24 protein-coding genes are annotated in these 26804 nt (G+C 65.7%); 16 read left to right on the top strand and 8 right to left on the bottom strand.

From position 1 onward, the window contains the following. The 11 genes from RMO95_RS04660 (at position 1) to RMO95_RS04610 (ending at position 9929) form a co-directional block, all read left to right on the top strand. Positions 1 to 975, top strand: coding sequence for an alpha/beta fold hydrolase (locus RMO95_RS04660; protein WP_310449425.1), 975 nt, complete (start codon positions 1 to 3; stop codon positions 973 to 975). After that, complete coding sequence (locus tag RMO95_RS04655; RefSeq protein ID WP_310449424.1) at positions 972 to 1601, top strand: GNAT family N-acetyltransferase; 630 nt, start codon at positions 972 to 974, stop codon at positions 1599 to 1601. Before RMO95_RS04660 ends, RMO95_RS04655 begins: the two co-directional genes overlap by 4 nt. After that, positions 1534 to 2448: a hydrogen peroxide-inducible genes activator gene (locus tag RMO95_RS04650; RefSeq protein WP_310449423.1), complete on the top strand. Its 915-nt coding sequence runs from the start codon at positions 1534 to 1536 to the stop codon at positions 2446 to 2448. Before RMO95_RS04655 ends, RMO95_RS04650 begins: the two co-directional genes overlap by 68 nt. Before the next feature lie 147 nt (positions 2449 to 2595). Continuing rightward, positions 2596 to 3015, top strand: a complete 420-nt coding sequence (locus tag RMO95_RS04645) for a rubrerythrin family protein (RefSeq protein ID WP_310449422.1) — start codon at positions 2596 to 2598, stop codon at positions 3013 to 3015. 277 nt (positions 3016 to 3292) lie between these two features. Beyond that, complete coding sequence (locus tag RMO95_RS04640) at positions 3293 to 4627, top strand: heterodisulfide reductase-related iron-sulfur binding cluster (protein ID WP_310449421.1); 1335 nt, start codon at positions 3293 to 3295, stop codon at positions 4625 to 4627. A gap of 137 nt (positions 4628 to 4764) precedes the next feature. After that, positions 4765 to 5343 (top strand): DUF3501 family protein, encoded by a 579-nt coding sequence (locus RMO95_RS04635; RefSeq protein WP_310449420.1) that lies wholly within the window; start codon positions 4765 to 4767, stop codon positions 5341 to 5343. A gap of 79 nt (positions 5344 to 5422) precedes the next feature. Then, complete coding sequence (locus RMO95_RS04630) at positions 5423 to 6430, top strand: peptidase U32 family protein (protein WP_310449419.1); 1008 nt, start codon at positions 5423 to 5425, stop codon at positions 6428 to 6430. Beyond that, entirely contained in the window at positions 6430 to 7311 is an 882-nt protein-coding gene (locus RMO95_RS04625; protein ID WP_310449418.1) for a U32 family peptidase, read from the top strand. The genes RMO95_RS04630 and RMO95_RS04625 overlap by 1 nt, the downstream gene beginning before the upstream one ends. Before the next feature lie 22 nt (positions 7312 to 7333). Beyond that, positions 7334 to 7807 carry an SCP2 domain-containing protein gene (locus RMO95_RS04620; RefSeq protein ID WP_310449417.1) on the top strand — a complete coding sequence of 158 codons (474 nt, stop codon included), beginning with the start codon at positions 7334 to 7336 and terminating at the stop codon, positions 7805 to 7807. A 71-nt stretch (positions 7808 to 7878) separates the two neighbouring features. Next, the gene (locus tag RMO95_RS04615) at positions 7879 to 8295 is read left to right on the top strand and encodes a bacteriohemerythrin (protein WP_310449416.1); all 417 of its coding nucleotides are present in this window, start codon (positions 7879 to 7881) and stop codon (positions 8293 to 8295) included. Positions 8296 to 8603: 308 nt separating this feature from the next. After that, on the top strand, positions 8604 to 9929 hold the full coding sequence (locus RMO95_RS04610) for a DEAD/DEAH box helicase (RefSeq protein ID WP_310449415.1): 1326 nt from the start codon (positions 8604 to 8606) through the stop codon (positions 9927 to 9929). Positions 9930 to 10026: 97 nt separating this feature from the next. Here RMO95_RS04610 and RMO95_RS04605 read toward each other — a convergent pair whose 3' ends face one another. The 7 genes from RMO95_RS04605 to RMO95_RS04575 form a co-directional block, all read right to left on the bottom strand. Further along, positions 10027 to 11688: a methyl-accepting chemotaxis protein gene (locus tag RMO95_RS04605; RefSeq protein ID WP_310449414.1), complete on the bottom strand. Its 1662-nt coding sequence runs from the start codon at positions 11686 to 11688 to the stop codon at positions 10027 to 10029. A gap of 339 nt (positions 11689 to 12027) precedes the next feature. After that, a complete protein-coding gene (locus RMO95_RS04600) occupies positions 12028 to 13710 on the bottom strand; it encodes a methyl-accepting chemotaxis protein (protein ID WP_310449413.1) in 1683 nt (560 codons plus the stop codon). Between the two features lie 188 nt (positions 13711 to 13898). Next, positions 13899 to 14489: a DUF924 family protein gene (locus tag RMO95_RS04595; protein WP_310449412.1), complete on the bottom strand. Its 591-nt coding sequence runs from the start codon at positions 14487 to 14489 to the stop codon at positions 13899 to 13901. Beyond that, a complete protein-coding gene (locus tag RMO95_RS04590) occupies positions 14486 to 17173 on the bottom strand; it encodes a DNA topoisomerase III (protein ID WP_310449411.1) in 2688 nt (895 codons plus the stop codon). The genes RMO95_RS04595 and RMO95_RS04590 overlap by 4 nt, the downstream gene beginning before the upstream one ends. Before the next feature lie 102 nt (positions 17174 to 17275). After that, the gene (locus tag RMO95_RS04585) at positions 17276 to 17764 is read right to left on the bottom strand and encodes a DUF494 domain-containing protein (RefSeq protein WP_310449410.1); all 489 of its coding nucleotides are present in this window, start codon (positions 17762 to 17764) and stop codon (positions 17276 to 17278) included. A gap of 4 nt (positions 17765 to 17768) precedes the next feature. After that, positions 17769 to 18851 carry a DNA-processing protein DprA gene (dprA, locus tag RMO95_RS04580; RefSeq protein WP_310449409.1) on the bottom strand — a complete coding sequence of 361 codons (1083 nt, stop codon included), beginning with the start codon at positions 18849 to 18851 and terminating at the stop codon, positions 17769 to 17771. A gap of 74 nt (positions 18852 to 18925) precedes the next feature. Next, a complete protein-coding gene (locus tag RMO95_RS04575; protein ID WP_310449408.1) occupies positions 18926 to 19942 on the bottom strand; it encodes a LysM domain-containing protein in 1017 nt (338 codons plus the stop codon). Between the two features lie 111 nt (positions 19943 to 20053). On the opposite strand from RMO95_RS04575, the gene def reads away from it, so the two are divergent. Both def and fmt read left to right on the top strand, forming a co-directional pair. Then, entirely contained in the window at positions 20054 to 20557 is a 504-nt protein-coding gene (gene def / locus RMO95_RS04570) for a peptide deformylase (RefSeq protein ID WP_310449407.1), read from the top strand. A 13-nt stretch (positions 20558 to 20570) separates the two neighbouring features. Next, positions 20571 to 21497, top strand: coding sequence for a methionyl-tRNA formyltransferase (gene fmt / locus RMO95_RS04565; RefSeq protein WP_310449406.1), 927 nt, complete (start codon positions 20571 to 20573; stop codon positions 21495 to 21497). Between the two features lie 50 nt (positions 21498 to 21547). Here the strand turns inward: fmt and RMO95_RS04560 are convergent, their stop codons facing one another. Then, entirely contained in the window at positions 21548 to 22465 is a 918-nt protein-coding gene (locus tag RMO95_RS04560; protein WP_310449405.1) for a hypothetical protein, read from the bottom strand. A 161-nt stretch (positions 22466 to 22626) separates the two neighbouring features. Here RMO95_RS04560 and rsmB point away from each other — a divergent pair, with 161 nt between their 5' ends. The 3 genes from rsmB to RMO95_RS04545 all read left to right on the top strand — a co-directional run bounded on the left by rsmB (position 22627) and on the right by RMO95_RS04545 (position 26804). Further along, entirely contained in the window at positions 22627 to 23895 is a 1269-nt protein-coding gene (rsmB, locus tag RMO95_RS04555; RefSeq protein WP_310449404.1) for a 16S rRNA (cytosine(967)-C(5))-methyltransferase RsmB, read from the top strand. A gap of 7 nt (positions 23896 to 23902) precedes the next feature. Further along, positions 23903 to 24454: a DUF4390 domain-containing protein gene (locus tag RMO95_RS04550; protein WP_310449403.1), complete on the top strand. Its 552-nt coding sequence runs from the start codon at positions 23903 to 23905 to the stop codon at positions 24452 to 24454. A 223-nt stretch (positions 24455 to 24677) separates the two neighbouring features. Continuing rightward, a complete protein-coding gene (locus tag RMO95_RS04545; protein ID WP_310449402.1) occupies positions 24678 to 26804 on the top strand; it encodes a sensor histidine kinase in 2127 nt (708 codons plus the stop codon).

The raw sequence follows: 26804 nt of genomic DNA, 5'->3' as shown, positions 1-26804 counted from the left end.
ATGGAACTGAATCTCAAGGCTGCTTTTTTTTGGCCAACAAACAGCACGATCGTTCGTTCGCTGAAGTTCTCGACAAAGGTATATTTGCAGCGTGCGGTTTTTCGCGTGCTCTGGCAAGCATCCCCCCACCGCGCCATCGAGCGGGCCATGCGCCTGATGCTGACGCCGCCGCGCCATGCTTTTTCCGACGCCGAGCTGCTGACGCTCGAAGAGGCCAGCCTGTTGCCAATACCGCTGATCTCGGGCCGTCTCATCGCCTGGCGCTGGGGCAGTGCCGCCGATCCGGCGGTCGTGCTGTTGCATGGTTGGGGCGGGCGCGGCACCCAGTTGCGCGGTTTCATCGCGCCGCTGCTCGCGCAAGGATTTTCGGTGGTGGCCTTCGATGCGCCGGGGCATGGCATGACCGGCGGCCGGGAATCATCGCTGCCCCACATCCAGCAGGCACTCGACGCGGTGCTGGACCACCTAGGCAGCGTGCATGCGATCGTCGGCCATTCGGTCGGCGGCGCGGTGGCGGCGGGCGCCCTGGCGCGCCGTTCGGTGATCGGCTGCGCGGTGCTGATCGCACCCCCGGCCAGCCTCGCGGCATCCTCGCGCCGCATCGCCGAAAAGCTGGCTTGGCCGGAGCCGCTACGCGCTGCGATGCAGCGCCGCATCGAGTATCGCTTCGGCGTGAACTGGAGCGAATTCGAGGCCGAACGCGTCAGTGGCGAGCAGCCCTTGCTGGTGATTCATGACCGCGAGGATCGCGAGGTGCCCTTGAGCGAAGGCCGCCGCCATGTGATCAACTGGCCCCGCGCCCGTCTGCTGGCGACACGCGGCCTGGGTCATCGGCGCCTGCTTGAGGATCCCGCCGTGATCAAGGCGGCGGCCGACTTTATCGCCGGAGCGCGGCCTATCCACGAAGCGGCGCAGCGGCGCACCGTAGTCACCCCCTCGCTTGGCGAGGGGGCTGGGGGGAGGGTAGTCCCGTGAGCGCCCGCCAGCCCTGGGCGGCCGATTTCCTGGAGGTCGAAGTCAGGCCTGCCGGCGCGAGCGACCGCAACCAGGTAGCCGGTTTTCTCGCCGCGATGGACCGCGCCGGCCTATATCAGCGCCATTTTTCCCATGGGGAGGCACCCAACCTGGCACTGCTGCGCCGCCTCGACGCCGTCGATTGGCGCGACCGCGTCGCAGTGCTGGCGGTCGGCTTCAATGGCCAGGTGCTGGGCCACGGCGAGTATGTCGCTGCGGACGGCAGGGCCGAGTTCGCGCTCATGGTCCTGCCGCAGTACCGCGCACACGGCATCGGCGGCCGCCTGCTGCAGGCCTTGCTGGGCATCGCCGTCGCGGCCGGGCAGCAGGAGATGCACGGCATCATCCAGGCCGGCAATACGCAAGCCTTGAAACTGACGTTGAAACATGGCTTTGGCATCGTTTCCGGCGACGATCCGACGACCGTGATAGTCTCGCGTTCACTGAAGCCGGCCCTGCCTGCAGACCCGGCCGGCTCCGACCACAGCGACGTTTCATATCCGCTTCCGCCAATTCGCCATGACCTTGACCGAACTTCGCTACATCGTCGCCCTGGCCCGGGAGCGCCACTTCGGGCGCGCGGCTGACAAATGCAATGTCTCGCAGCCGACGCTGTCGGTGGCAGTCAAGAAGCTTGAGGAAGAACTCGGCATCGCCTTGTTCGAGCGCAGTTCCGGCGACGTCCGCGCCACGCCGATCGGCACCCAGGTGGTGGCGCAGGCCGAGCGAGCGCTGGCCGAAGCCGCCCGGGTGGCCGAGATCGCCGCGAGCGGCAAGGATCCGCTATGTGGCCCCTTGCGTCTCGGCGTGATCTACACCATCGGCCCGTGGCTGTTGCCGGTCCTGGTGCCGCGCGTCAAGCTGCGCGCGCCGCAAATGCCGCTGTACATCGCCGAGGGCTACACCGAAAACCTGCTGGAAAGGCTCAAGTCCTCCGAACTCGACGTGCTGGTGCTGGCGCTGCCGATCGAGGAACCCGGGCTGGTCGTTCAGCCGGTCTACGAAGAGGATTTCCGCACCCTGGTGCCGGTGGCCCATCCCTGGGCCGGGCTCAAGTCCTTGCGGCCCGAGCAGCTGCTCGACGAACCGCTGCTGATGCTGGGTGCGGGCAACTGCTTTCGCGACCAGGTGCTGGACCTGTGCGCCCGGGCCAGCCGCGGCGAGTCGCCCCAGGTGCTCGAAGGCAGTTCGCTGGAGACGATACGCCACATGGTTTCGTCCGGCGTCGGCGTGACGGTGATGCCGGCCAGCAGCGTCGACGGCATCCCCGCCGACGATCCGCTGCTGCGCGTGAAGCCCTTCGTCGACCCGACGCCGACGCGCCGCGTCGGTCTCGTCTGGCGTTCCAGCTTTCCGCGACATAAGGCAATCGACGTGATTCGCGAGGCGCTGCTCGACTGCCGGTTGCCCGGCACTCATGCGACGACGCGATAGTCCGTGCCTATTGTGGCAGTCGAAAAATACAATTAGAACTTGTCGGGTTACTCGGCTAGAGTTTGCTCAGGTCCACGAGCTGATGTCTCAGTGACTTGGGGCCGTGCATGGACACGGCGCCTCCCATCCAACCAGAGGAGCAGAATTATGGAACTCAAGGGATCCAAAACCGAAGGCAACCTGAAGGCCGCATTTGCCGGCGAATCCCAGGCCAACCGCCGCTACCTGTATTTCGCGAACAAGGCCGACATCGAAGGCTACAACGATGTGTCCGCCGTGTTCCGCTCCACCGCCGAAGGCGAGACCGGCCACGCCCATGGTCACCTCGAATATCTCGAAACCTGTGGCGACCCGGCCACCGGCCTGCCCTTCGGCGAAACTTCCGCCAACCTGAAGACCGCGATTGCCGGCGAAACCCATGAGTACACCGACATGTACCCGGGCATGGCCAAGACCGCACGCGACGAAGGCTTCGACGAAGTCGCCGACTGGTTCGAGACGCTGGCCAAGGCCGAGCGCTCGCATGCCAACAAGTTTCAGAGGACGCTGGACAGCCTGAACGGCTGATAAAACCCTGCGGACGGCACGCGGCCAGCCCGCGCGCCGTACCGCCAGCGCCTACTTTCACCCCCCGCCCCAACACCCTTCTTAACGCTCATGGCTTCGATGAGCCACCCTCGCATCTTAAAATTCCTTGGCGTCGCATTGCCTCAAGCTGGCAAGTGGGCCCACCCCCTCCCGTCCTCCCCCTCGCGGGGGAGGCTATCAATTAGCTCGCTGCGCTCGAATCTGACACGACGTGCTTGGCGACGTATTCCACCTTATCAGCAGCCCTGAGGACGTCATGCGCGAAGGCAATCTGGAAGCTCCGACCCGCCACCCGATAGCCTGGAAGGAACCCGACTTCTACGACGAAGCGGCCTGCGAGAAGGAGCTCGGACGCATTTTCGACATCTGTCACGGTTGCCGCCGCTGCGTCTCGCTGTGCAATGCCTTTCCGACCCTGTTCGACCTGATCGACGCGGCGGGCGACGCCGAAACCGCCGGCGTGCCGAAACAGGAATTCTGGAAAGTCGTCGACCAGTGCTATCTGTGCGACGTCTGCTTTATGACCAAGTGCCCCTACGTGCCGCCCCACGCCTGGAACCTGGATTTCCCGCACACCATGCTGCGCGCCAAGGCGATCCAGTACAAGACGGGCAAGATGAAATTCCGCGACAAGCTGCTGACCTCGACCGAACTGGTCGGCACCCTGTCCTCGATTCCGGTGGTGGTTCATTTCGTCAACGCCGCCAACAGGAACGGTCCGGCGCGCGCCGTGCTGCAAAAAGTGCTCGGGGTACAGAAAGAGCGCCAGTTGCCCGAGTTCGACAGCGCCAACTTCCGCGCCAACGCATCGGTCAGCCACAACCACCCGGTACGCGAGGGCGAGCGCTCACCCGGGAAAGTCGCGGTGTTTTCGACCTGCTACGTCAATTACAACGAGCCGGGATTGGGCCACGACCTGCTCAAGCTGCTCGACCACAACGAGATTCCCTACGTGCTGGTCCAGGGCGAAACCTGTTGCGGCATGCCCAAGCTGGAGCTGGGCGACCTGGAAACTGTGGAGAAGTATAAGGAGCGCAACATCCCGCGCCTCTACGACCTGGCCCAGGCCGGCTACGCCATCGTGACCCCGGTGCCCTCCTGCACCCTGATGTTCAAGGCCGAGCTGCCACTGCTGTTCGCCGCCGACGTGCGTTGCAAGGCGGTGTCGGAAGCCATGTACGACCCCTTCGAGTATTTCGTCCTGCGCCACAAGGACGGCCTGCTCAAGACCGACTTCAAGGTGCCGCTGGGCCGCGTCTCGTATCACATCCCCTGCCACTCGCGGGTGCAGAACGTCGGCCGCAAGACCGAGGAAATGCTCAAGCTGACGGGGGCAACGGTGAATACCGTGGAGCGCTGCGCCGGCCACGACGGCACCTGGGGCGTCAAGGAAGAGTATTACGCGCTGTCGATGAAAATCGGCAAACCGGTGTTCAAGGCAATGGCCAAGGACGAGCCCGACTACGTCAGCTCCGACTGCGCCATTGCCGGGCGCCACATCCTGCAGGGCATGAACGAAGCCGGCGCGACGGGCCGAAAAGAGAAACAGCATCCGCTGACCCTGCTGCGCATCGCCTACGGGCTGGACTAAATACAAGACCTTTTTGGCCACAGAGGACACAGAGTTCACAGAGGAAAAACTTTTGAGCCTTTGTCCTTCGGCTTTCTCTGTGTCCTCTGTGGCTGAATTTCTGTTTTGAAATACTGAAAATACTGATGGAGCACCCAATGATCACCCGCGATTCACTGATGACCCTCGAAGCCTATGCCAAGGCCCGTGCAGCCATGCGCGACGAGGTCATGGCGCAGAAGAAGCTGCGCCGGGTCAAGCTGGGCGAGAACATCCTGTTGATATTCGAAAACGAACTGCTGATCCGCTATCAGATCCAGGAGATGCTTCGCGTCGAAAAGATCTTCGAGGAAGACGGCATCCGCCACGAACTGGAATCCTATGTGCCGCTGGTACCGACCGGCAGCAACTTCAAGGTCACGATGCAGATCGAGTACGCCGATGAGCAGCAGCGGCACGAGATGCTGGGCAAGCTCAAGGGAGTCGAGGACCGCGTCTGGGTCCGCGTCGAGGGCTTCGACCCGGTGTTCGCGATCGCCGACGAGGATCTGGAGCGCGAGAACGAACAAAAGACCTCGGCCGTGCATTTCCTGCGCTTCGAGCTGTCGGCCGGCATGGTCGCCGCCGCAAAAGGCGGCGCCGCACTCTCCGCCGGGATCGATCACCCTCATTACACGGCATCTACCGATCCCCTGGCGGAACCGGTACGCGCCTCGCTGGCAGCCGATTTGGCCTGACTTTGTCCCGGGTTGACGCGGATCAGTTGATTTTTCCCGCTGCTCAACTACACTGCCCGCCTGCTTTTAGGGGTGGTACATGGCGGCAAAACCTCAACTCGTATGTCCGGCCGGCAGTCTCGCGGCACTCAAGGCGGCCGTCGATAACGGCGCCGACGACGTCTATTTGGGCTTTCGCAACGACACCAACGCGCGCAACTTCGCCGGGCTGAACTTCGACGAGAAGAGCCTGGCCGAAGGCATCCGCTACGCCCATCAGCGCGGGCGCAAGGTGCTGGCGGCGATCAATACCTATGCCCAGGCCGGGCGCTTCGCCGACTGGACCGCCTCGGTGGACAAGGCTGCCGCGCTGGGCATCGACGCGGTGATCATCGCCGATCCGGCGGTGCTCGACTACGCAGCACAAACCTATCCGGACATGCGCCGCCACCTTTCGGTGCAGGCCTCGGCCACCAGCTACGAAGCCATCAACTTCTGCCGCGAGAAGTTCGGCATCCAGCGCGCCGTTTTGCCGCGCGTGCTGACCCTGGCCCAGGTCGAGAACGTGATCCGCAACACCGAGGTCGAGATCGAAGTTTTCGGCTTCGGCAGCCTCTGCGTGATGAACGAGGGCCGCTGCTGGCTCTCGTCCTACGCCACCGGCGAATCGCCCAATACGGTCGGTGCCTGCTCTCCCGCAAAATTCGTGCAGTGGGAAAAGAAGCCGAACGAAATGGACGTGCGTCTGAACGGCATTCTCATCGACCGCTACGGCAATGACGAAAACGCCGGCTACCCGACCATCTGCAAGGGCCGCTTCGAAGTCGAAGGCGAAACCTATTACGCGATGGAAGAACCGGCCAGCCTCAACGTGCTGGAAATGCTGCCGGAAATCATCAGGATCGGCGTCGCCGCGATCAAGGTCGAGGGCCGCCAGCGCAGCCCGACCTATGTTGCGCAAGTCACGCGCAACCTGCGCCAGGCGCTCGATGCCGCGTTCGCCGCGCCGGAAAAGTTCGCCGTCAAGCCGGCCTGGGCGGCCGAGTTGGGCAAGGTCGCGGAAGGCTCGCAAATCACGCTGGGCGCCTACAACAGGCCGTGGCGCTGATGCAGATTACCCTGGGACCGCTGCTGTTCTTCTGGCCGAAAGCCGAGGTCATGGAGTTCTATGCCCAGGCTGCGCAGCATCCGGCAATCGACCGCATTTACATCGGCGAGGCGGTCTGTTCGCGCCGCCAGCAGTTGCGCACGGCAGACTGGATCGGCCTGGCCAGGGATCTGCGCGATGCCGGCAAGGAAGTCGTGCTCACGGCGCAGGCCCTGCTCGAATCCGAAAGCGATCTCAAGGCCCTGCGCCGCCTGATCGCCGACGCCGGCGGCATGATCGAGGCCAACGACCTGGGCGCGGTCAAGATCGCCTGCGACGCGGGGCTGGGGTTCGTCGCCGGTCCGCACCTCAACATCTACAACGAGCACACCCTGGCCTTTTTTGCCGCGCAGGGCGCGAAGCGCTGGCTGCCGCCGCTGGAAGTGTCCGGCAGCGTCATAGAGACCCTGCACCAGAGCCGTCCGGCCGGCATGGAAACCGAGGTGTTCGCCTTCGGCAAGCTGCCGCTGGCCTTCTCGGCGCGCTGCTTCACGGCGCGCCATTACGGCCTGAACAAGGACGACTGCCAGTTCAAGTGCCTCGACCATCCCGAAGGCATGCTGGTGAATACCCGCGAAGGACAGGCTTTCCTGACTTTGAATGGCATCCAGACCATGTCGGCGCAGACCTGCAGCCTGCTGGAGCAGATGCCCGAAATTCTGCGCCTGGGCATCGACGCGGTGCGCATCAGCCCGCAGCCGGCGCATACTTTTGATATTCTCGATGCTTTCGATCGGGCACGTCACGGGCAGCCGGCCGCCGACCAGGCAAGCTGGGCGCCTGCAGGCCTGGTCAATGGTTTCTGGTTCGGTCGCGCCGGCACGGCGCACCAGTCCGTCTGAAGCGAAGTCGAAAGGAGTCCCGATGGCCAATGCCTTGAAACTTCCGACGATTCCACCTTTCACTCTGCCGTCTCTGGTGGCCCGGCTGGGTGCGCGCCTGCCGCAATGGCCGCATTCGGTGAATCTGGCGCTGGCGCTGAATGCGGCGCGCAAAATGGGCGTGTTGCCCGAAGATAGCCTGAATGAGCTGGAAGGCCGCTACTTCCGCGTCACGGTGCTGGACACCGGCATGGTGGCCGACTTCGCTTACCGCCAGGGCGCATTCCGGCCCGTGTTCGTTGCCGCGGGGGACCCCGACCTGCACTTCACGGCGCGCCTGTCGGCCTTTCTGCAGATGGTGAGCCGCCAGGAAGATCCCGACACCCTGTTTTTCAATCGCAGCCTGACCATCGAGGGCGATACCGAACTCGGCCTGCGGGTCAAGAACATGCTCGACGCCCTGGAATGGCCGCGCCTGTCCTGGCAAGGCCTGCATCCGACTTTTCTCAAGAGCTGAGCGCGCACGCGGAGTGTTTCCGGCGGTTGCGGCGACCCTGATTTTTGCAGATGTGAGCGAGGCAAACACCGATGGATGAGCGGCCGCAATTCGATGCAAAGTTCCTGGTCGGGGTCGACCAGATAGACCGGGAGCATAGGCAGTTATTCGAAATCGCGGCGCGCACCTACGACTGCGTCCGGGCCGGCGACGGAACGACGCAAGCCGTGATCCGCAGCTCGGTTGCCGAACTGATCGAATACACCGCGACGCATTTCGGCAGCGAGGAAGGCCTGATGGAAGCCGCCGCCTACCCGGAGCTGGCGGCCCATCGCCTCGAACACCAGCACTTGCTCTCGCGGGCCTATGACATGGAAATGCGGGTGGAAATCGGCGACCAGTCGATGCCGATGGAGTTGCCCCGCTTTCTCTACCGTTGGCTTACCGAGCACATCGAAGCCAGCGACAAGAAATTCGGCGCGTTCGTGGCCGCACGGCGGCAGGACTGAGATAAGCGAGCCTCTCAGCGATCTGAAATGCGCCGCTGCTGATCGGGGCATGATGGGCGCAGTTAAAGAGTTGGTGCTGGCGATGCGGCGATGCTGGCGATGCGGCGAGAAAGTAATCCGGAAGTTCCGGGCCGCCTGTGTTACAGTGCGCCCGCTTCACCTCCTCAGCGACCGCGCCCCAGTCTGCCGGTCGTGCCTGAATGGCGACATGGCGTTCTCGTCTTAGTCCCCTCGAAGGTTACACCCCATAGAAGTTCCGTCCAGATTGGCCTGCCATATCGCGGGGGTCGGCTTCAGAGGTATTCAACATGCAGTTCACCGATCTCGGCCTTTCGGCCGAGCTCCTGCGCGCCATTGGCGAGCAGGGCTACACCACGCCCACCCCTGTGCAACAGCAGGCCATTCCCCACATCCTCGCCGGCCGCGACCTCGAAGCCCTGGCCCAGACCGGCACCGGCAAGACCGCGGCCTTCGTGCTGCCGATCCTGCAGCGCCTGACCAATCCTCTCACCAGCCCCTTGCAAAAGGTCACCCACACTGCGCCGCGCGTGCTGGTGCTGGTGCCGACGCGCGAACTCGCGGCGCAGGTGCTGGAAAGCGTGCGCGTCTATGGCGCCCACACCGGCCTGCGCAGCCTCGCCGTATTCGGCGGGGTCGGCATCAACCCGCAGATCCAGACCATGCGCCGCGGCATCGACATCCTGGTCGCCACTCCCGGCCGCCTGCTCGACCACCTCGGCCAGCGCACCGTCGACCTGTCGAAAGTGCAGACCCTGGTGCTCGACGAAGCCGACCGCATGTTCGACATGGGTTTCATCCGCGACATTCGCCGCATCATCGAGCGCCTGCCGAAAGAACGCCAGAACCTGATGTTCTCCGCGACCTTCGCTGCCGAAGTGCGCGAACTGGCCCACACCGTGCTGCGCAACCCGGCCATGGTCGAAGTCGCGCGCCGCAATGCGCCGGCCGAACTCGTGACGCATACGGTGATCAAGGTCGATCAGGACAAGAAGCGCGACCTGCTGCTGCACCTGTTCGCCGCCCACGGCTGGCACCAGGTGCTGGTGTTCTGCCGCACCAAACATGGCTCCGACGCCCTGGCCAAGAAGCTGGAACAGGCCGGCGTGCGCACTGCGGCGCTGCATGGCAACAAGTCGCAGAACGCCCGCACCCGTGCCCTGGCCGACTTCAAGTCGGGCAAGCTGGCGGCGCTGGTCGCCACCGACATCGCGGCCCGCGGCCTCGACATCGACTCGCTGCCGCGCGTGGTGAATTTCGAGCTGCCCAACGTGCCGGAGGACTACATCCACCGCATCGGCCGCACCGGCCGTGCCGGCGCCAGCGGCGAAGCCCTGAGCCTGGTCAGCAGCGACGAGCGCATCCAGTTGCGCGACATCGAACGCCTGTTGAAGCGCGAAATCGAAACCTCGATCCTGCCCGGCTTCGAGCCGCAGCACACGCATTCGGTGCCGCGTCCCGCCGCCGGCCGTCCGCCGGCGCAGAAGCCGGCCCAGGCCCGCACCCGCAGCGGTACCGGCGAGCGCAGCGGCGCGCCGCGCCCGCCGCGCCCCGCGCGCGCCGGTACCGGTGGCGCCAAGCCGGCCAGCCACCACAGCGGACAGCGGCATCGCTGAGTTCGGTCCGACGCAAAGCAACAAGGCCCCGTGAGGGGCCTTGTTGCTTTGTTCAGAGGCGATCCGACTCGATCAGGGAGCGGCCGGCCTGTTGCGCTCAGAAGCGCTCGAAGTCGCCCTCGCCCGCCGTCGCGGCCCGCGGACGTGCGGCAGGCGGCCTGGGGGCGTTGCCCGCTGCCCGGACGGCCGGACGCGCCTGCGGTGGCGTGTCGCCAGCGCCAACTTTCGCGCCGGCATTGCGGCCGCCGCCCTGCGTTTCGATCGTGAAGAACTCCATCAGCGCCTGCAACTGCGCGGCCTGGCCGCCCATCTCCTCGGCGGTGGCGGCGAGTTCCTCGGAGGCCGCGGCGTTCTGCTGCGTGGCCTGGTTCAATTGCCCCATGGCGCCGTTGATCTGGCCCACGCCCTGGCTCTGTTCCTGGCTCGCCGCGGCGATCTCCTGCACCAGGTCGGAGGTCTTCTTGATGCTGGGCACCATTTCGTCGAGCAGCCGGCCCGCCTGCTCGGCCAGCGTGACGCTGGAGCCGGCCAGTTGGCCGATCTCCTGCGCCGCGATCTGGCTGCGCTCGGCCAGCTTCCTGACTTCGGCGGCGACCACGGCAAAGCCCCTGCCGTGTTCGCCGGCGCGGGCCGCCTCGATCGCCGCGTTCAAGGCCAGCAAGTTGGTCTGATAGGCGATGTCGTCGATGATGCCGATCTTGCCGGCGATCGACTTCATCGCCGCGACCGTGTCCCTGACCGCCTTGCCGCCCTCGACGGCTTGCGCCGAGGCCTTGGCGGCGATGTTGTCGGTGATCCTGGCGTTCTCGGTGTTCTGCGTGATGCTGGCGCTCATTTGTTCAATGGAAGCCGTGCACTCCTCCACCGAGGCAGCCTGCTCGCTGGAGGACAGGGACAGCGAATGCGCCGTGGTCGAGACCTGGCCGGAAGCGCTGGAAATTGTGTCGCCGAATTTCTTGACGCCGTGGATGGTTTCCTCAAGTCGCGCCAATGTGGCGTCCAGCGAGCGAGCCATATCGCCCAATTCGTCACCGCGACGGGTATCGACTCGTGCAGTGAGGTCGCCCTCGGCAACGCGGGCCAGGGTCGTCTTCAGGTCGATCAGGGCCCGCGACAGGGATCGGACCAGAGGCAGGGTCAGCAGCAGCAGGAGCACCACGCAAACGAAGTAGCCCACCCGGGAGGTCGTTTCGAGGCGGCTGCCCGCCTCGGCACTGCGCTCGAAAGTAGTGCTTATGCCGGCGACCCGCGACGGAACCAGTTGTTCAAGCGGCTTGGTCAATTGCTTGTTGATTTTCGGCCAGCGCTCCTGTTGCAGCGCTGTCAGCGCATCCCGGTCATCCTTGGCATAGGCGGCATCGAGCACATCGAAGAAGGCGGGCAGCCCCGCCAGCTCCTTGCCGATCGCATCGACCAGCTTGCGTTCCTCCTCAGTCGCCGTCTGCGGCCGATAGCCTGCGAGAAAATCCTTCCAGAGCAGGGGCAGTTGCTCCCGGGTTTCCTTCAGGTGATTCCTGGCGCCCAAAACCGAGGTGATATCGAGGACGACGGCGGCGGCGCGAAACCGCACCTCCTTGAGCTGGCTTTCGATCTTGCTGACGGCCAGCAGGGGCTCGACACCGCCGTGCAGCACTTCGTCGAGCGCGGTCGTGGAGCTTTGCTGGGCGTAAAAATTTATACCGGCCAGCAGCGTCAGAAAGGCAATCGCGACGATCGTGCTGCCCATGAGCCGGGCGCGGACAGAAATATTTTTCAGCATATACGAGCCCTATCGGGAGTCGACGCCGCAGCCAGTGGATGTGCTACGGAAGTGGCTGGGCGGTTTCGCCCGATCGATGCACATCGCGCTTCCTTTTGCAGATGTTTTCGCTGAAGGCAATGGCGGCTTTATCGCAAGTCAGCGACACGCTTGGGATCCCACGTGCAGGGATAATCTCAAACGAGCGGCACCGTGTTAATCCGTGAATTACGCGGCAAACTGCGGCATCTACGTAGTTCGATGGCGCGCGAAAACAAACCCGCTATGGGGCGTTCTGTTCGCTCAAGGCGCGCAAACTGCCGACTGAATAGACCCGGGAAGCGCTCAGAAGCTGAGCATTCAGAAGCGCTCGAAGTCGCCCTCGCCCGCCGTCGCGGCCCGCGGACGTGCGGCAGGCGGCCTGGGGGCGTTGCCCGCTGCCCGGACGGCCGGACGCGCCTGCGGTGGCGTGTCGCCAGCGCCAACTTTCGCGCCGGCATTGCGGCCGCCGCCCTGCGTTTCGATCGTGAAGAACTCCATCAGCGCCTGCAACTGCGCGGCCTGGCCGCCCATCTCCTCGGCGGTGGCGGCGAGTTCCTCGGAGGCCGCGGCGTTCTGCTGCGTGGCCTGGTTCAATTGCCCCATGGCGCCGTTGATCTGGCCCACGCCCTGGCTCTGTTCCTGGCTCGCCGCGGCGATCTCCTGCACCAGGTCGGAGGTCTTCTTGATGCTGGGCACCATTTCGTCGAGCAGCCGGCCCGCCTGCTCGGCCAGCGTGACGCTGGAGCCGGCCAGTTGGCCGATCTCCTGCGCCGCGATCTGGCTGCGCTCGGCCAGCTTCCTGACTTCGGCGGCGACCACGGCAAAGCCCCGGCCGTGCTCGCCGGCGCGGGCCGCCTCGATCGCCGCGTTCAAGGCCAGCAGGTTGGTCTGGTAGGCGATGTCGTCGATGATGCCGATCTTGCCGGCGATCGACTTCATCGCCGCGACCGTGTCCCTGACCGCCTTGCCGCCCTCGACGGCTTGCGCCGAGGCCTTGGCGGCGATGTTGTCGGTCGCCATGGCGTTCTCGGTGTTGTGGGTGATGGAGACGGTCATCTGTTCGATGCTGGCCGTGGTTTCCTCGACCGATGCGGCCTGCTCGGAGGATGACTGCGACAGCGACTGCGCCGTGGTCGAGACCTGGCCCGACGCGCTGGAGAGCGCGTCGGCGGCGCCCTTCACGTCGCCGATGATTTGGGAGAGTTTGCCAACCATGGTCTGCATGGCGGCCTTGAGCTGTCCTGGCTCGTCTTTCGAATCGATCGAGATCCGGACTGTCAGATCGCCCTCGGCGAGACGGTTGGCCGCATCGACGGCTTCACCGAGCGGTCGGGTGATGGAACGCAGGATCCAGACCGCAAGCGCAGCGACGACAAGCAGCAGCAACACGATGCCGCCGCTTATCGTGGATCGGGCAGCGGCAAACCGGGCTTCGTTGTGCTGCAGGCGGGCGGTCACTTCCTTGTCGAGAAATTCCTCGACGCCGGCGCCATGCTTCATGGATTGATTGAACAGCGGATTGACGGCCTTCAGCAGCGTGACCTGCGCATCCGTAAAGCGACCGGCGGCGAGATGCTCTACCGCGGGAGCCACTCCATCTCGTCCATAGATGGCGCGAGCGCCAGCGAACTGATCGGCCAGTGCTTTTTCCTTGGGGTTGTCGATCATCTTCACGTAATCGTTCCATAAACTTCCGATGGCCTCATTGTTGCGGGCGACTGTGTCGGTATGCATGGCGATCGGATGATCGTGCCGGCTGGAATTCGGATTGGCCGGATCGTGTTGCAGTGCAAGCATGATCTGGCTGCGGTTGTCGCTCATGAGAGCCAGGACCTTGGCGAGCTTCTGCAGCGGGCGCATGCTCTTCTCGTAGGTCTCGCGCCCGCTCTGGTTGGCAAGCGTTGCGAGGCTGAGCCCTGCAATGGCGACGGCAATCAAGGCAAGCATGAGGAGTCCAACCAAAGCCCAGATACGCCATTTGATGCTGTAGTTTTTGATCACTTCGAAGTTTCCTTGGGGAACAGTTACTGGCGATCGGGTAAAGCCTGGCCGGAGCAGCGAAGCGCCCGATTCCGGACTACCCAGGTTCTGTCACTGGATTCAAGCCGGACCGAAGTCCTTCGTTACCGGAAAATGCGACGAAAATTCGGATCCCAGTGTAAATCCGCGCGAAGCCGTTTCCGGGTCGATCAGAAGCTCGAACCGGGCTGCTGCAGAAAGCTGATTTCGGCCTCGGTCGAGGTGCGACCAAGAACCGCATTGCGATGCGGAAATCGGCCGAAGCGGGCGATCACCTCGCGGTGCCGCAGGGCGTAGTCGTAGGCGCTGTCGAAGGCCTCGTGCTGCATTTCGCGCCGCAGCGCGGCGAACAGGGCGACGGCGCGTTCCTGGTCGAGCAGCGACTCGCTGTGCTCGAAAGGCAGATAGGCGAACCAGCGCTGCCAGGGCGAGAGGTTCTTGTCGCGGCCGGCGCCGACCAGGCTTGTGGCCAGCGACAGCGCCTGGGCATCGCCGGCAAAGGCGCGCGGCGTGCCGCGGTGGATGTTGCGCGTGAATTGGTCGAGCAACAGGATGCGCGCGAGGATGGCCATGTCGGGGGCATCACCGAGGGTCGAACTCAATGCCGCGTCGACCTCGGCACCGAAGCGTTCGCGAATCGCTGCATCGAAAGCCTCGTCCTTGCGGAACCACTCGGGGCGGTAAGTTCCGTGGCCGGGGTGGTCCGGCGGCAGGAACCAGAAGTCGATGACGGCGCTGGCGAGCGGTACCGCGGTGCTCATCCGGCTTTCTTGGCCGCCGCTTTCTTCACTGCGGGCTTGGCGGCGGTTTTCTTGGCGGCAGGCTTCTTGGCCGCCGGCTTCTTCACGGTGGGTTTCTTCACGGCAGCTTGCTTCGCCGTGTCGGCAGCGCCAACTGTCGACGCGGCTTTGGCGCTGGCGGGCTTCGCCGGCTTGGTCTCGGCCGGCTTGGTCCCCGGCTTTGCCCCGGCTTTCGGCGCCGCTTTTGGGTTCCTCGGCTCGAACTCGAAGCCGACCTTGCCGCTGGCCGGATCGCGCACCAGATAGGCGGAAAACTTGCGCCGCGTCTTGTTCGAGATGAAGCCCTTGAGCAGGTCGGTGCGTCCGGTCGCCAGCAGCTTCTGCATGTCGCCGCGCGCCACTTCCTGCTGCAGGATCACCTTGCCCGAGCGGAAGTCGCAGGTCTTGCCGGCGCCCACGGCCTTTTCGCAGACATAGGCCATGCCGTGCTCGAAGACGCGGCTGCCGCACTTGGGGCAGGCGCCGAGCGCTTCCTGGGTCGAGAAATCCACTTCCTCGGCATCGGCGTCGGCATCGGACTGGCCGAAATCGAATTCGGGCGTGTGATCTTCCTTGAGCTTGATCATGGCCGCGAAGGGGCGCCCCATCTTGCTGCGGAATCCCTGCAACGGACCGACCACGCGCTTCGTCAGCAGCTCGTCGATTTCCTCGGGCTCCCACTGCCGGCCGGCGACGATCTTCCACAGGCTGTAGTCGCAGGACTTGCACTGGAACTTCTTGTAATTTTCCTGGATCACGCCGCCGCAGCGCGGGCAGGGCGTCTTCAGCGTCGAGAAGGCGGCTTCGGGCAGTTCGCCGGTCTTGATGCGCTCGACCATTTCGCGCGTCTTGTCCACGATGTGGCTCATGAACTCGTCGCGTTGGAGGCGCCCGTGCTCCATTTCGCGCAGCTTGTATTCCCATTCGCCGGTCAGTTCGGCCGAGCGGATTTCATCGACGCCGAGGTTCTCCAGCGCGAACAGGAGCGAGAAGGCCTTGGCCGTCGGCTGCAGTTCGCGGCCGTTGCGATGCAGGTATTCCTCGGCCAGCAGGCCCTCGATGGTGGCGGCGCGCGTCGCCGGCGTGCCGAGGCCGCGCTCGGACATGGCTTCGCGCAGTTCCTCGTCCTCGATCAGCTTGCCGGCGCCTTCCATCGCGGTCAGCAGCGTGGCTTCCGAGAAGCGCGGCGGCGGCTGGGTGGCCTTGGTCTTGACCTCGACATCCTTGGCCCAGACGCGCTCGTTCTTTTCCAGCGGCGGCAGGTTCAGGTTCTCGCCGGCTTCCTCGCGCGTCTCCTGCGATTCCTTGCCGTACACCGCGAGCCAGCCCGGCGTCACCAGCACCTTGCCTTCGGTCTTGAAGGCTTCCTGCTCGATGCGCGTGATGCGCGTCGTGATGTTGTACTCGGCCGACGGATAGAAAATCGCCAGGAAACGCTTGGTGACCAGGTCGTAGATCTTCTGTTCCGGTTCGGAAAGATTCTTCGGCGCGGCGCCGGTGGGAATGATGGCGAAGTGATCCGACACCTTGGCGTTGTTGAAAATGCGTTTGTTCGGATGCACCCAGCCGTTCTTGATGATGGCGCCGGCGAAGGTCGCGTAGGGTGTGCCAGCCATTGCGGCGAGGGTTTCCTTGACCGTGCCGATATAGTCCTCCGGCAGGTGTCGGCTGTCGGTCCGCGGGTAGGTCAGCGCCTTGTGCTTTTCATACAGCGCCTGGGCCAGACCCAGGGTGTTCTTGGCCGAAAAACCGAAGCGGCCGTTGGCCTCGCGCTGCAGCGAGGTGAGGTCGTAGAGCATCGGACAGGCTTCGGTCTTGGGCTTGCTGTCCTCATCCACCGTGCCGTGCTGGCCCAGGCATTTCTTGCGCAGCGCATCGGCCTTGGCCTTGTCCCACAGCCGCTCGGCGCGGGCGTGCTCGTCATCGGCCTTCCTGAACTTCTCGTCGAACCAGCGGCCGCGGTAGGTGCCGGCGACGCACTGGAATTCGCCTTCGACTTCCCAGTAGTCGCGCGAGACGAAGGCGCGGATGCGGCTTTCGCGTTCGACCATGATCGCCAGCGTCGGCGTCTGCACGCGGCCCACCGGCGTCTTGTAAAAGCCGCCTTCCTTGGAGTTGAAGGCCGTCATGGCGCGCGTGCCGTTGATGCCGATCAGCCAGTCGGCTTCCGAGCGGCAGCGCGCGGCATCGGCCAGCGGCAGCATTTCGTGGTCGGTGCGCAGATGGGCGAAGCCGTCGCGGATCGCGGTGGCCGTCATCGACTGCAGCCACAGGCGGCGGATCGGCTTCTGCTTGGCGCCCAGGGCGTGCTGCGCGACGTAACGGAAAATCAGCTCACCCTCGCGTCCCGCGTCGCAGGCATTGACCAGGCCGGTGACGTCCTTGCGCTTGATCAGGCGCGTCAAGAGGCGCAGGCGTTCCTGGGTGCGCTCGATCGGGTTCAGCGCGAAATGCGGCGGGATCATCGGCAGGTGGGTGAAGCTCCACTTGCCGCGCTTGACGTCGTACTCTTCCGGCACGGCCAGTTCCAGCAGATGGCCGATGGCCGACGACAACACGTAGTCGTCGCTCTCGAAGTAGTCACCGGTCTTGGTGAAGCCCCCCAGCGCCTTGGCAATATCCTGCGCGACGGAAGGTTTCTCGGCGATGATGAGTTGCTTTGACATTGTCTGTTTGGGTGATGCGGGCTATTGGAGTACTGCGGGCGCAGTGCACGGTCAGGAGCGGCGCATCATAAGCGCGCCTTTCCCAATTAGGCAAGCCGGGGTTTAGTTGAGCAGGAGGCGGGTGACGTCGCCGCCGCTGCCGAAATCTTCGTCGTCGCCCTCCTCGGCCAGCAGTTCCTCGAGGATCAGGGCGTCGACTTCGTGGCGGTAGCGCCAGATCACGGCAAGCACGATGACCTTGAGCCGGTCGAGGCTGACTTCGGCGTCCGGCAGGGCCAGGGCGCGCTCGATGATGGCTTCGCGCAAGCTGGCATCGACGGCGTCATGCTGCTCCAGGAAGGCGATGAAGCCGCGGCAGGCGGCGGGCAGCCTTTCCTGTTCTTCCTCGTCGTAAATCCGGATCGAACCGGCGAGCGCCGGGTTGCGGCAGCGTCCGCTTTCTTCGCCGGCGAGGCCGTCCAGCCAGGACAGCGCCGCGGTGATGTCGTCATTGCCGAAGCCCGCGGCCGAAAGCTTGCGCGCCAGCACGGCGGGTTCCGGACAGGCGTCGGGCAGGTAGTTCTCAAACAGGTATACGAGGATGTCGATCATGATCTCAATGGAGCCTTTGGTAGAGCCCGCCGGGTAACTGGGCAACACGGCCGGCGAGTTCCATGGGCAGGAGCATGGCAAGAAGGTCGGCGGGCGTCAAGCCGCTGCGTGCCGAGAGCGTGTCGAGTGCGCAAGGCGCATCGCCCAGTACAGCGAGCACTTGCTCTTCGCTACCGCCCTGTGTCACAGAGACTCGGTCTGCGGCAGCGGGTGCGGCGCTAGCCGATTCCCAGCGCAATTCTTCGAGTATGTCCTGGGCCGCTTCGACCAGCTTTGCCCCCTGGCGGATCAGTTGATGGCAGCCACGCGACAGCGGCGAATGGATCGAACCGGGAATCGCGAACACCTCGCGTCCGCTTTCCGCGGCCAGCCGCGCGGTGATCAGCGAGCCGCTCTTCAGCGCCGCCTCGACCACCAGGCAACCCAGCCCGAGACCGGCGATGATGCGGTTGCGGCGCGGGAAGTTGGATGCCAGCGCCGGCGTGCCGAGGGCGAACTCGCTGAGGACCACGCCTTTTTCGGCAATGCGGCGGGCCAGCGCCTCGTTCTTCGCCGGATAGAGGCGATCGGCGCCGGTACCGATCACGGCCACCGTGCCGGCGGGCGTCGGCAGCGCGCCGCGATGGGCGGCGGCATCGATGCCCAGCGCCAGGCCGCTGACGATGGTCAGGCCGGCCTCGCCGAGCGCCCGGGCGAAGGCTTCGGCATCGCGCTCGCCCTGCGCCGTGGCGTTGCGGCTGCCGACCACGGCCAGCATCGGGCGATTCAGCAGCCTCGTATCGCCCTTGGCGTAAAGCAGTATCGGCGGGTCGTCCGAACTCAGCAGACTTTGCGGGTAGTCGGCATCGGCCAGCGTCAGCAAGCGATTGCCGGGCGAGGCCGCCCAGTCCAGCGCCGCGTCGATCTCGGCGCTGCATTCATGGCCGAGCAGGCGTTCGGCCGCGACGGGATCGACGATTGCGGACAGTGCGCGCGGGCTGGCTGCGAATATCGCCTGCGGCAGGCCGAAGGCCTTGAGCAGGGCGCGCCGGGCTTCACCGCCGACGCCGGGGACCAGCGTGAGGCGCAGCCAGGCAGCGAGTTCCATTCAGGAGGCGGCGCTGAAAGTGCGACAGACAGAAGCTTGCCGCGCTGCAGGAGCGCAACTCCGCTGTCTGCCGGTCATGGCGTGCGGACAGTGTCGCCGACCACCACGGGATGCGTGGCGTTCATCACCAGCGCATAGGACACCCTGTCGAACACGCGGAACACGAACAGCAGGCCGTTGCGGGCGTCGGGCAGCTTGTAGTCGGTCTTGTCGCCCTGGTAGCGGTTGCTTACCTCGGCGCCGGCCAGGTCGGCGGCCAGCACATGGCCGATCTCCAGTCCGTCGGCCTTGCCGCGATTGATCGTAACCACCGACTGCGGGCCGCCGAAATTGACCCCGCCATAGATCGCCAGCACCCTGGCCTTGACCTGGATGCTCGGCGCGCGCGGGATGTAGCTCGGAATATCCTGTCGCGGTGCCGCCAGCAGGCGGTCGTCGCGAACGATTTCCTGCTTCGAGGTCGTCACCAGGAAGCTCGACGGCACGCCCGCTTGGGTCATGCGCGCAGTGCCGAGATACAGGGCTTCGTGGCCCAGGGTCTCCTTGCTGTCCGGGTCGATCAGCGCCTTGCCGGGACGAAACAACTGCCAGGCCTTATGCCGGGCGGTGATCTCGGTGGTATAGATGGTGTCGCCGGCGCCGGCGATCACGCGGTCGCTTTGCAGCGCCACCACGCGCGGCGCGGCGTCGAGACCGGCGGCGTCGAGTACGCGCGGTTCGCTGAGGAAGGGCTCGATTTCCTGGGCGGGAATCGAAGGGATGCCTTTGCTTAGCGGCTCGACATACTCGCGGCGGGGCTGCTTGGTCGTCACCAGCTTCAGGCGCGGCTGGCTGCCGCTGCGATCGAGCACAATGACCTGGCCCGGATAGATGCGATGCGGATTCTTGACTTCCTCCGTATTCATCCTCCACAACTCGCCCCAGCGGTAGGGATCCTTGAGGAATTTGGCGGAGATCCCCCACAGGGTGTCGCCGGGCACGACGATGTGGCGCTCGGGCGCGTCAGGGGCCAGTTCCAGTGGCTTGGCACCCTGGGCGAGCGCCAGGGTGCTTGAAATGCTGATGAGCAGCGCAGATATAATGCGACGCATGGCTTGATCTCCTGGCCGAGTGTCTGTGTGGATGGCGCGGCGGGCCACCCGGATATTCGCCCGATTCTGCCCGACAATTCCCCCAGCATCAATTCTTTCAAGAGCGGTTTCATGGCCCTATTGCCCATTTTGCGATATCCCGATCCCCGGCTGCACAAGAAGGCTGCTCCGGTCGCGCAGGTCGATGCGCGCATCCGCCAACTCGCGGCGGACATGGCCGAAACCATGTATGCGGCGCCCGGCATCGGTCTCGCTGCGACACAGGTGGACCAGCATCTGCGCCTGATCGTGATCGACATTTCGGAAGACAAGTCGCAGCTGCAGACCTTCATCAATCCCGAACTCCTGGAAAAATCCGGCGAATGCGAAGGCGAGGAGGGCTGTTTGTCGGTGCCCGGCATCTACGAGACCGTGGCGCGCGCCAGCCACGTCCGGGTGCGTGCGCTGGGACTCGACGGCAAGCCCTTCGAGCTGGTGGCCGACGATCTGCTGGCGGTGTGCATCCAGCACGAAATGGATCACCTCGAAGGCAAGGTCTTCGTCGAATACCTGTCGCGCCTCAAGCAGACGCGGATCCGCAGCAAGCTGGTCAAGCAGGCGCGTGAAACCTATTGAATCGGGCTATCAGATGAAACTCGTTTTCGCCGGCACGCCCGAGTTCGCCGCGCGGGCACTGGAAGCGCTGCTGGCGGCCGGGCATCAGGTCGTGCTGGTGCTGACCCAGCCCGACCGCCCCGCCGGGCGCGGCATGGCGCTGCAGGCGTCCGCCGTGAAGAAAGTGGCGCTCGCCCACGGCATCCCCGTATTCCAGCCCGAGCGCCTCAAGGATCCGGCGACCCATGAGCCGATCCGCGCCGCCTGCGCCGAAGGCGACGCAGGCGGCGCCGAGCTGATGGTCGTCGCGGCCTACGGACTGATCCTGCCGCAAGCCGTGCTCGACCTGCCGCGCCGCGGCTGCATCAACATCCATGCCTCGCTCTTGCCGCGCTGGCGCGGTGCAGCGCCGATCCATCGCGCCATCGAGGCCGGCGATGCGCAGACCGGCATCACCATCATGCGGATGGAAGCCGGGCTCGATACCGGGCCGATGCTGCTTTCCGCCGCGATCGACATCGACGCGCAGGACACCACTGGCAGCCTGCATGATCGCCTCGCCGCACTCGGCGGCAGGCTGGTGGTCGACGCCCTGGCGCGCTTCGACCAGCTGCCCGCCGTGCCGCAGCCCGGCGGCGGCGTGACTTATGCCAACAAGATCGACAAGGCCGAGGCGCGGCTGGACTGGAACCAGCCGGCGACGGAGCTGGCGCGGCGCTTGCGCGCCTTCAATCCCTTCCCCGGCGCGGTGCTCACCCTGGCTGGCGAGCCGGTCAAGGCCTGGCGCGGCGAAGTCGCCGCCGCCAGCGGCCGCCCCGGCCAGGTGCTCTCGGTCAATCCCAGCGGCATCGTGGTGGCCTGTGCCGAAGGCGCCCTGCGCCTCACCGAACTGCAGAAGCCCGGCGGCCGCCGGGTCACCAGCGCCGACTTTCTGCACGGCAGCGCGCTGAAGCCGGATTGACCGGCCGGGATTGCTTGTCCGCCGCCAGGCGCGCTTGAGCCATGTGCGCACTATCGGGCGAGCGGCGACGACGGCAAGGCTTCGCTTTGTTCCCGCCGGATCAGCCAAGTCCGGCCTGACTTCACCAGCGTCAGGGTCTTGATGGTGCTGTCGCGCCCCTTGTCGGACCGGTACTCCTGCAGGAAACGCACCCTGGCCAGATCGTCCTCGACGGCGATCGTCAGATCGTGCAGCTTGATGTCGATCCATGCCTTGTCGGCGATGCGCGCGCGCCTCTGGCGTTCCCACTGCTGCCGCGATTCGCCGGCCGGAAGTTGGAAGTCCGGCGCATAGGCCGCCAGATAGAGCCCGACCTGCCGTTGCGACCATGCGTCGCCCCAGCGCGCGACGGCGAGCAATACCTGGTCGCCGTCGGGCGGCGCTGCAAGCGGCGGCGCCGTCGCCATCGAGCCGGCATGGGTCGCGCCGCCGCCGTAGACCGACGCCGTCGCGGAGTTTTCCCGCCCCGTTGGCAAGGGCGGCTCGCCATCGGCGTCGGGTTTCGCCGTGACCGTCGGCGGCGGCTCAAGCGTCATGCACAGGGGCTGCCGCGCGTCGCCGGTCGACATCGTTTCCAGCATTCGCGTCGCGGCGGCGTGTCCCTGCACGGCCGCGCGCCGAAACAGCGCCGTCGCATGGCGGTCGTTGCGCTCGACGCCAATTCCGTTGGCGTACATCCAGCCGAGCCGATAAGCGGCATCGGCATTGCCCTCACGCGCGGCGGCGCAATACATTTCCGCTGCCCGCCCGGCATTCATGGCGACCCCGTCGCCATGTTCATGACGAAGCACTGCGGTGATCGTGGCGTCGCCGCTTTGCGGCACAGGGGCCAGTTCGCCGGCAAAGGCGGGCAGCGTCAGGAACGTCCCGATCAGCGCGAAACAGCGTGCCTGTCGGGTGGCGACGGCGACCAGCGCCGCGAGCGGCAACGCCTGGCTGTCGTCGGCGCGACTGCGCGGAATCTCGATGGAGCGGAGCATGAACACGGAATTGGGGTGGCACCGGGAAGATTCACGCAGTGTAGCGGAGGCGATAGTTCCCGAGTCCATCGATCAGCGCGCACACGGGCTGGTATTCTTGACCCATGCTGATGCTTCCTCCCCTCGCTGAATCCCTGCACGCGGCCGCGGGCCTGATCGCCGCCGTGATCGCCGGCCGCAATTTCGATACCGTTCTGGCGCGCGCTGGCCTGCCGGGGCCGCTGCGTGCCGCAACCATGGACCTGGCCTATTCGACCCTGCGCGCCTTCGGTCGCGGCGATTTCCTGCTTGACCGCTTGCTGGCGCGGGCACCGAAGGATGCGGCGGTGCGCGGCCTGCTGCTGGTCGCCCTGGCGCGTCTCGAAGCGCGGCCCGACGAGGCGCACACCACGGTGGACCAGGCCGTGACGGCGGCGGCGCGTCTGGGCAAGGGGCAATTCAAGGGGCTGGTCAATGGCGTGCTGCGCAATTTCCTGCGCCGCCGCGCCGAGCTGCTGGCGCTGGCGGATGCCGACGCGGTGGCGCGCTGGCAGCATCCGGCCTGGTGGATCGCGCGCCTGCAGCAGGACCATCCGCAGCATTGGGAGGGCATTCTTGCCGCCGGCAACAGCCATCCGCCGCTGTGCCTGCGCGTCAATCGGCGCCGTACCAGCGCCATCGATTTCCTTGCACAACTCGATGCGGCCGGGATTGCGGCGCGCGCGCTGGACGATACCGCGATCCTGCTCGACAAGCCGTTGCCGGTCGAACGCATTCCCGGCTTCGGCGCCGGCTTGTGCTCGGTGCAGGATTGGGGTGCGCAGGCCGCGGCCGGCTTGCTCGACGTGGTCGACGGCATGCGCGTGCTGGATGCCTGCGCCGCACCCGGCGGCAAGGCCGCGCATCTGCTTGAATCGGCCGACATCGAGCTGACCGCGCTCGATGCGGACGTTATGCGCGCGGCGCGCATCGGCGACAACCTGCAGCGCCTGGGGCTGGCGGCGACGATGAAAGTGGCCGACGCACGGGCCGTCGATGCCTGGTGGGACGGCCGTGCCTTCGAGCGCATCCTGGCCGACGTGCCGTGTTCGGCTTCCGGCGTGGTACGCCGCCATCCCGATGCAAAATGGCTGCGCCGCGCAGCGGACGTTGCCGCCTTCGCCGCGACGCAGCAGGCCATCGTCGATGCCCTGTGGCTAACTCTGGCCCCCGGTGGCAAAATGCTTTATGCCACCTGTTCGGTGTTTGCGCAGGAGAATGCCCGTCAGGTAGAAGCCTTCCTCGGTCGCCACGCCGATGCGCGGCAGTTGAAGACCCAAGAGGCCACAACCAGCGATGCACATTTTTTACCCGATGCCGAACATGACGGCTTTTATTTCGCGCTGCTGCAAAAGGCTTGAGGCCGGCTTGCCGGCCCTGGTCATGGCCCTGCTGCTGGCAGTGTCCTGCGCCGCCCGGGCCGGCAGCATCGAGCCGAAGCGCGCGGCGCTGATTCCCGGAGAGGACGGCTACAGCCTGTCGGCCGAGTTCGCGCTCGATCTCGGCAATCGGCTGGAAGACGCCGTGGCGCGCGGCGTACCGCTTTACTTCAATCTCGAATTCGTGCTCGAGCGCAGTCGCAAGTATTGGGTCAATGAACACATCACGACCCGCAGCCTGAGCTACCGACTCGCCTACAGCAGCCTGACGCGGCAGTACCGGCTGACCACCGGCAACCTGCACCAGAACTTCGGCAGCCTGGCGGAGGCGATGCGCGTGGTCGGACGTATCGCGGCCTTGCCGGTGCTGGAAAAGGATGTCCTCAAGGCCGGCGAATCCTACGAGGCGGCGGTGCGTCTGGCACTCGATCGCAGCCAGCTGCCCAAACCCTTCCAGGTCGATGCGATCACCGACAGCGCCTTGCAGGTGGATGCCAAGGTTCTGCGCTGGCAATTCGTCGCGCCCGTGGTGGCGCAATGAGCGCTCCCCGCCGGGCCGTCCCAAGGGGGGCGCAGCCACCCTACGGAGCCGCGCAGCGGCGAACCACCGTCCCACCGGGGGATACCGTCCCTCCTGAGGAGGGACATATCACCCCCTGCCTTGGGGCGAAGGCAGGGTTTCGCGGAGCACTGCTCCGCGCTGCCGCAGCCGGCCGGCCATGCAGGGCCGGCCGTGGGATCGGGGCCGGGGGGAGGGTAGTCCTGTGAAAATTGCGCTGGCGGTGATTGCCGCACTCGGCGCGATCCTGCTGTTCCTGCTGGCTTCGGCTTCCGCCAACACCGCGCTGTTTGCGGCGAGCTATCCCTGGCTGCTGGCGATCAACGGCGTCGCCGCCCTGGCGCTGGTGGTGCTGGTCGGCCTTCAGCTGCGCCGCCTACGCCGCGATTACAGAAACGGCGTGTTCGGCTCGCGTCTCAAGTCGCGCCTGCTGCTGATGCTCTCGCTGATGGCGGTGGTACCCGGCGCGCTGGTATATGGGGTCTCGATGCAGTTCGCGGTGAAGAGCATCGATTCCTGGTTCGACGTGCGCGTCGATGCCGCGCTGGAAGGCGGCCTCGCCCTCGGCCGCAGCGTGCTCGATACCCTGCAGACCGACCTGCTGGCCAAGGCACGCGGTGCGGCGCTGGAGCTGGGCGACGACGTCTTCGTCGGGCCAAGCCGGCTGAACCGGCTGCGCGAACAGTCCGGCGCACAGAGCGCGACACTGCTGACGCTCTCCGGCCAGGTGCTGAGCAGCAGTTCCGCCGAGATGGGTCGCTTCATGCCTTCCGTCCCGGCGCCCAGCCAGCTACGGCAGGCGCGCACTGCGCGCGGGCTGGCGCTGGTGGGCGACGCCGCGGGCGGCGGCCTGATGGTGCGCGCCCTGGTGCCGGTTGCCGGCAGCGGCTTCAACGCCGATCCGCGCATCCTGCAATTGACGGCGCTGGTGCCGGACTCCCTCGTCAATAGCGCGGAAAGCGTCGAGGCCGCGCATCGCGACTACCAGGAACTGCAACTGGGCCGCGTCGGCCTCAAGCGCATCTACACGCTGACGCTGACATTGGCGCTGCTGCTGGCCCTGTTCGCCGCGATCGCCCTGGCCTTCTTTCTCGCCGAGCGCCTGGCGCGGCCCTTGCTGATCCTGGCCGAGGGCACGCAGGCGGTGGCGGCCGGCGATTTCACGCCGCGTGCCACGGTGGAGGCCTCCGACGAACTCGGCGTGTTGACGCATTCCTTCAACACCATGACACATCAATTGAGCGAGGCGCGCGCGCAGGCCGAGCACAACCGCGCGGAAACCGAGGCGGCACAGGCCTACCTGGAATCGGTGCTGGCGAATCTCTCGGCCGGCGTGCTGGCCTTCGACCTGCGCTTCCGCCTGCGCGCGGCGAATCGCGGTGCGCTGGCGATACTCGACGACGATCTCTCCGGCTTCGAGCAGACCCGCCTGCAGGACTGGCCGCGCCACGAAACCCTGGCCGCAGCGATCATGGAAGGCTTCGCGCGGCGCGGCGACGAATGGCAGGAGCAGCTCGAAATCGCCCGTCCCGACGGCATGTCGCAGGCGCTGCTGGTGCGCGGCACGGCGCTGCCGGCAACCGGTGGCGGCGGTTATGTGGTGGTGTTCGACGACATCACGCGGCTGATTGCCGCACAGCGTTCCGCCGCCTGGGGCGAGGTCGCGCAGCGCCTGGCCCACGAGATCAAGAATCCGCTGACGCCGATCCAGTTGTCCGCCGAGCGCCTGCAACTCAAGCTGGCCGACCAGCTGACGGGCGCCTCGCGCGAGCTGCTGGATCGCGCCACGCAGACCATCGTCAATCAGGTCGAGGCGATGAAGAACATGGTCAATGATTTCCGCGACTACGCCCGGACCCCGTTGCCACAGCTCGCGCCCGTCGACCTGCGGGCCCTGCTCGGTGAGGTGCTGGGTCTCTACGAGAACGCCGGCGTCGCGATCGCCGTGGCGCCAGCGGCAACTCTCGAACCCCTGCCGCCGGTGCTGGCCGATGCCAACCAGTTGCGCCAGGTGCTGCATAATGTCCTGACCAACGCGCAGGATGCCCTGAGCGACGCGGCCGAGGCACGGATCACCATCACCACGGCACGCGAAGCGGCGCGCGTGCGCTTGACCGTGAGCGACAACGGACCGGGCTTCCCGCCGCAGATTCTGTCGCGCGCCTTCGAGCCCTACGTCACGACCAAGTCGAAGGGCACCGGGCTGGGCCTGGCGATCGTGAAGAAAATCGTGGATGACCATGGCGGCGAGATTCGCCTGGCGAACCATCAGGGTGGCGAGGTAAGCATCTGGTTGCCGCTGGCAACGCAGGATGCGGTAAAGGGAGCTTAG

The organism is Sulfuritalea sp., assembly GCF_031426875.1.
Classification (GTDB): Bacteria; Pseudomonadota; Gammaproteobacteria; order Burkholderiales; family Rhodocyclaceae; genus Sulfuritalea.
The sequence above is the reverse complement of the archived record's forward strand: the minus strand, read 5'-3'. Positions and strand labels throughout refer to the sequence as shown.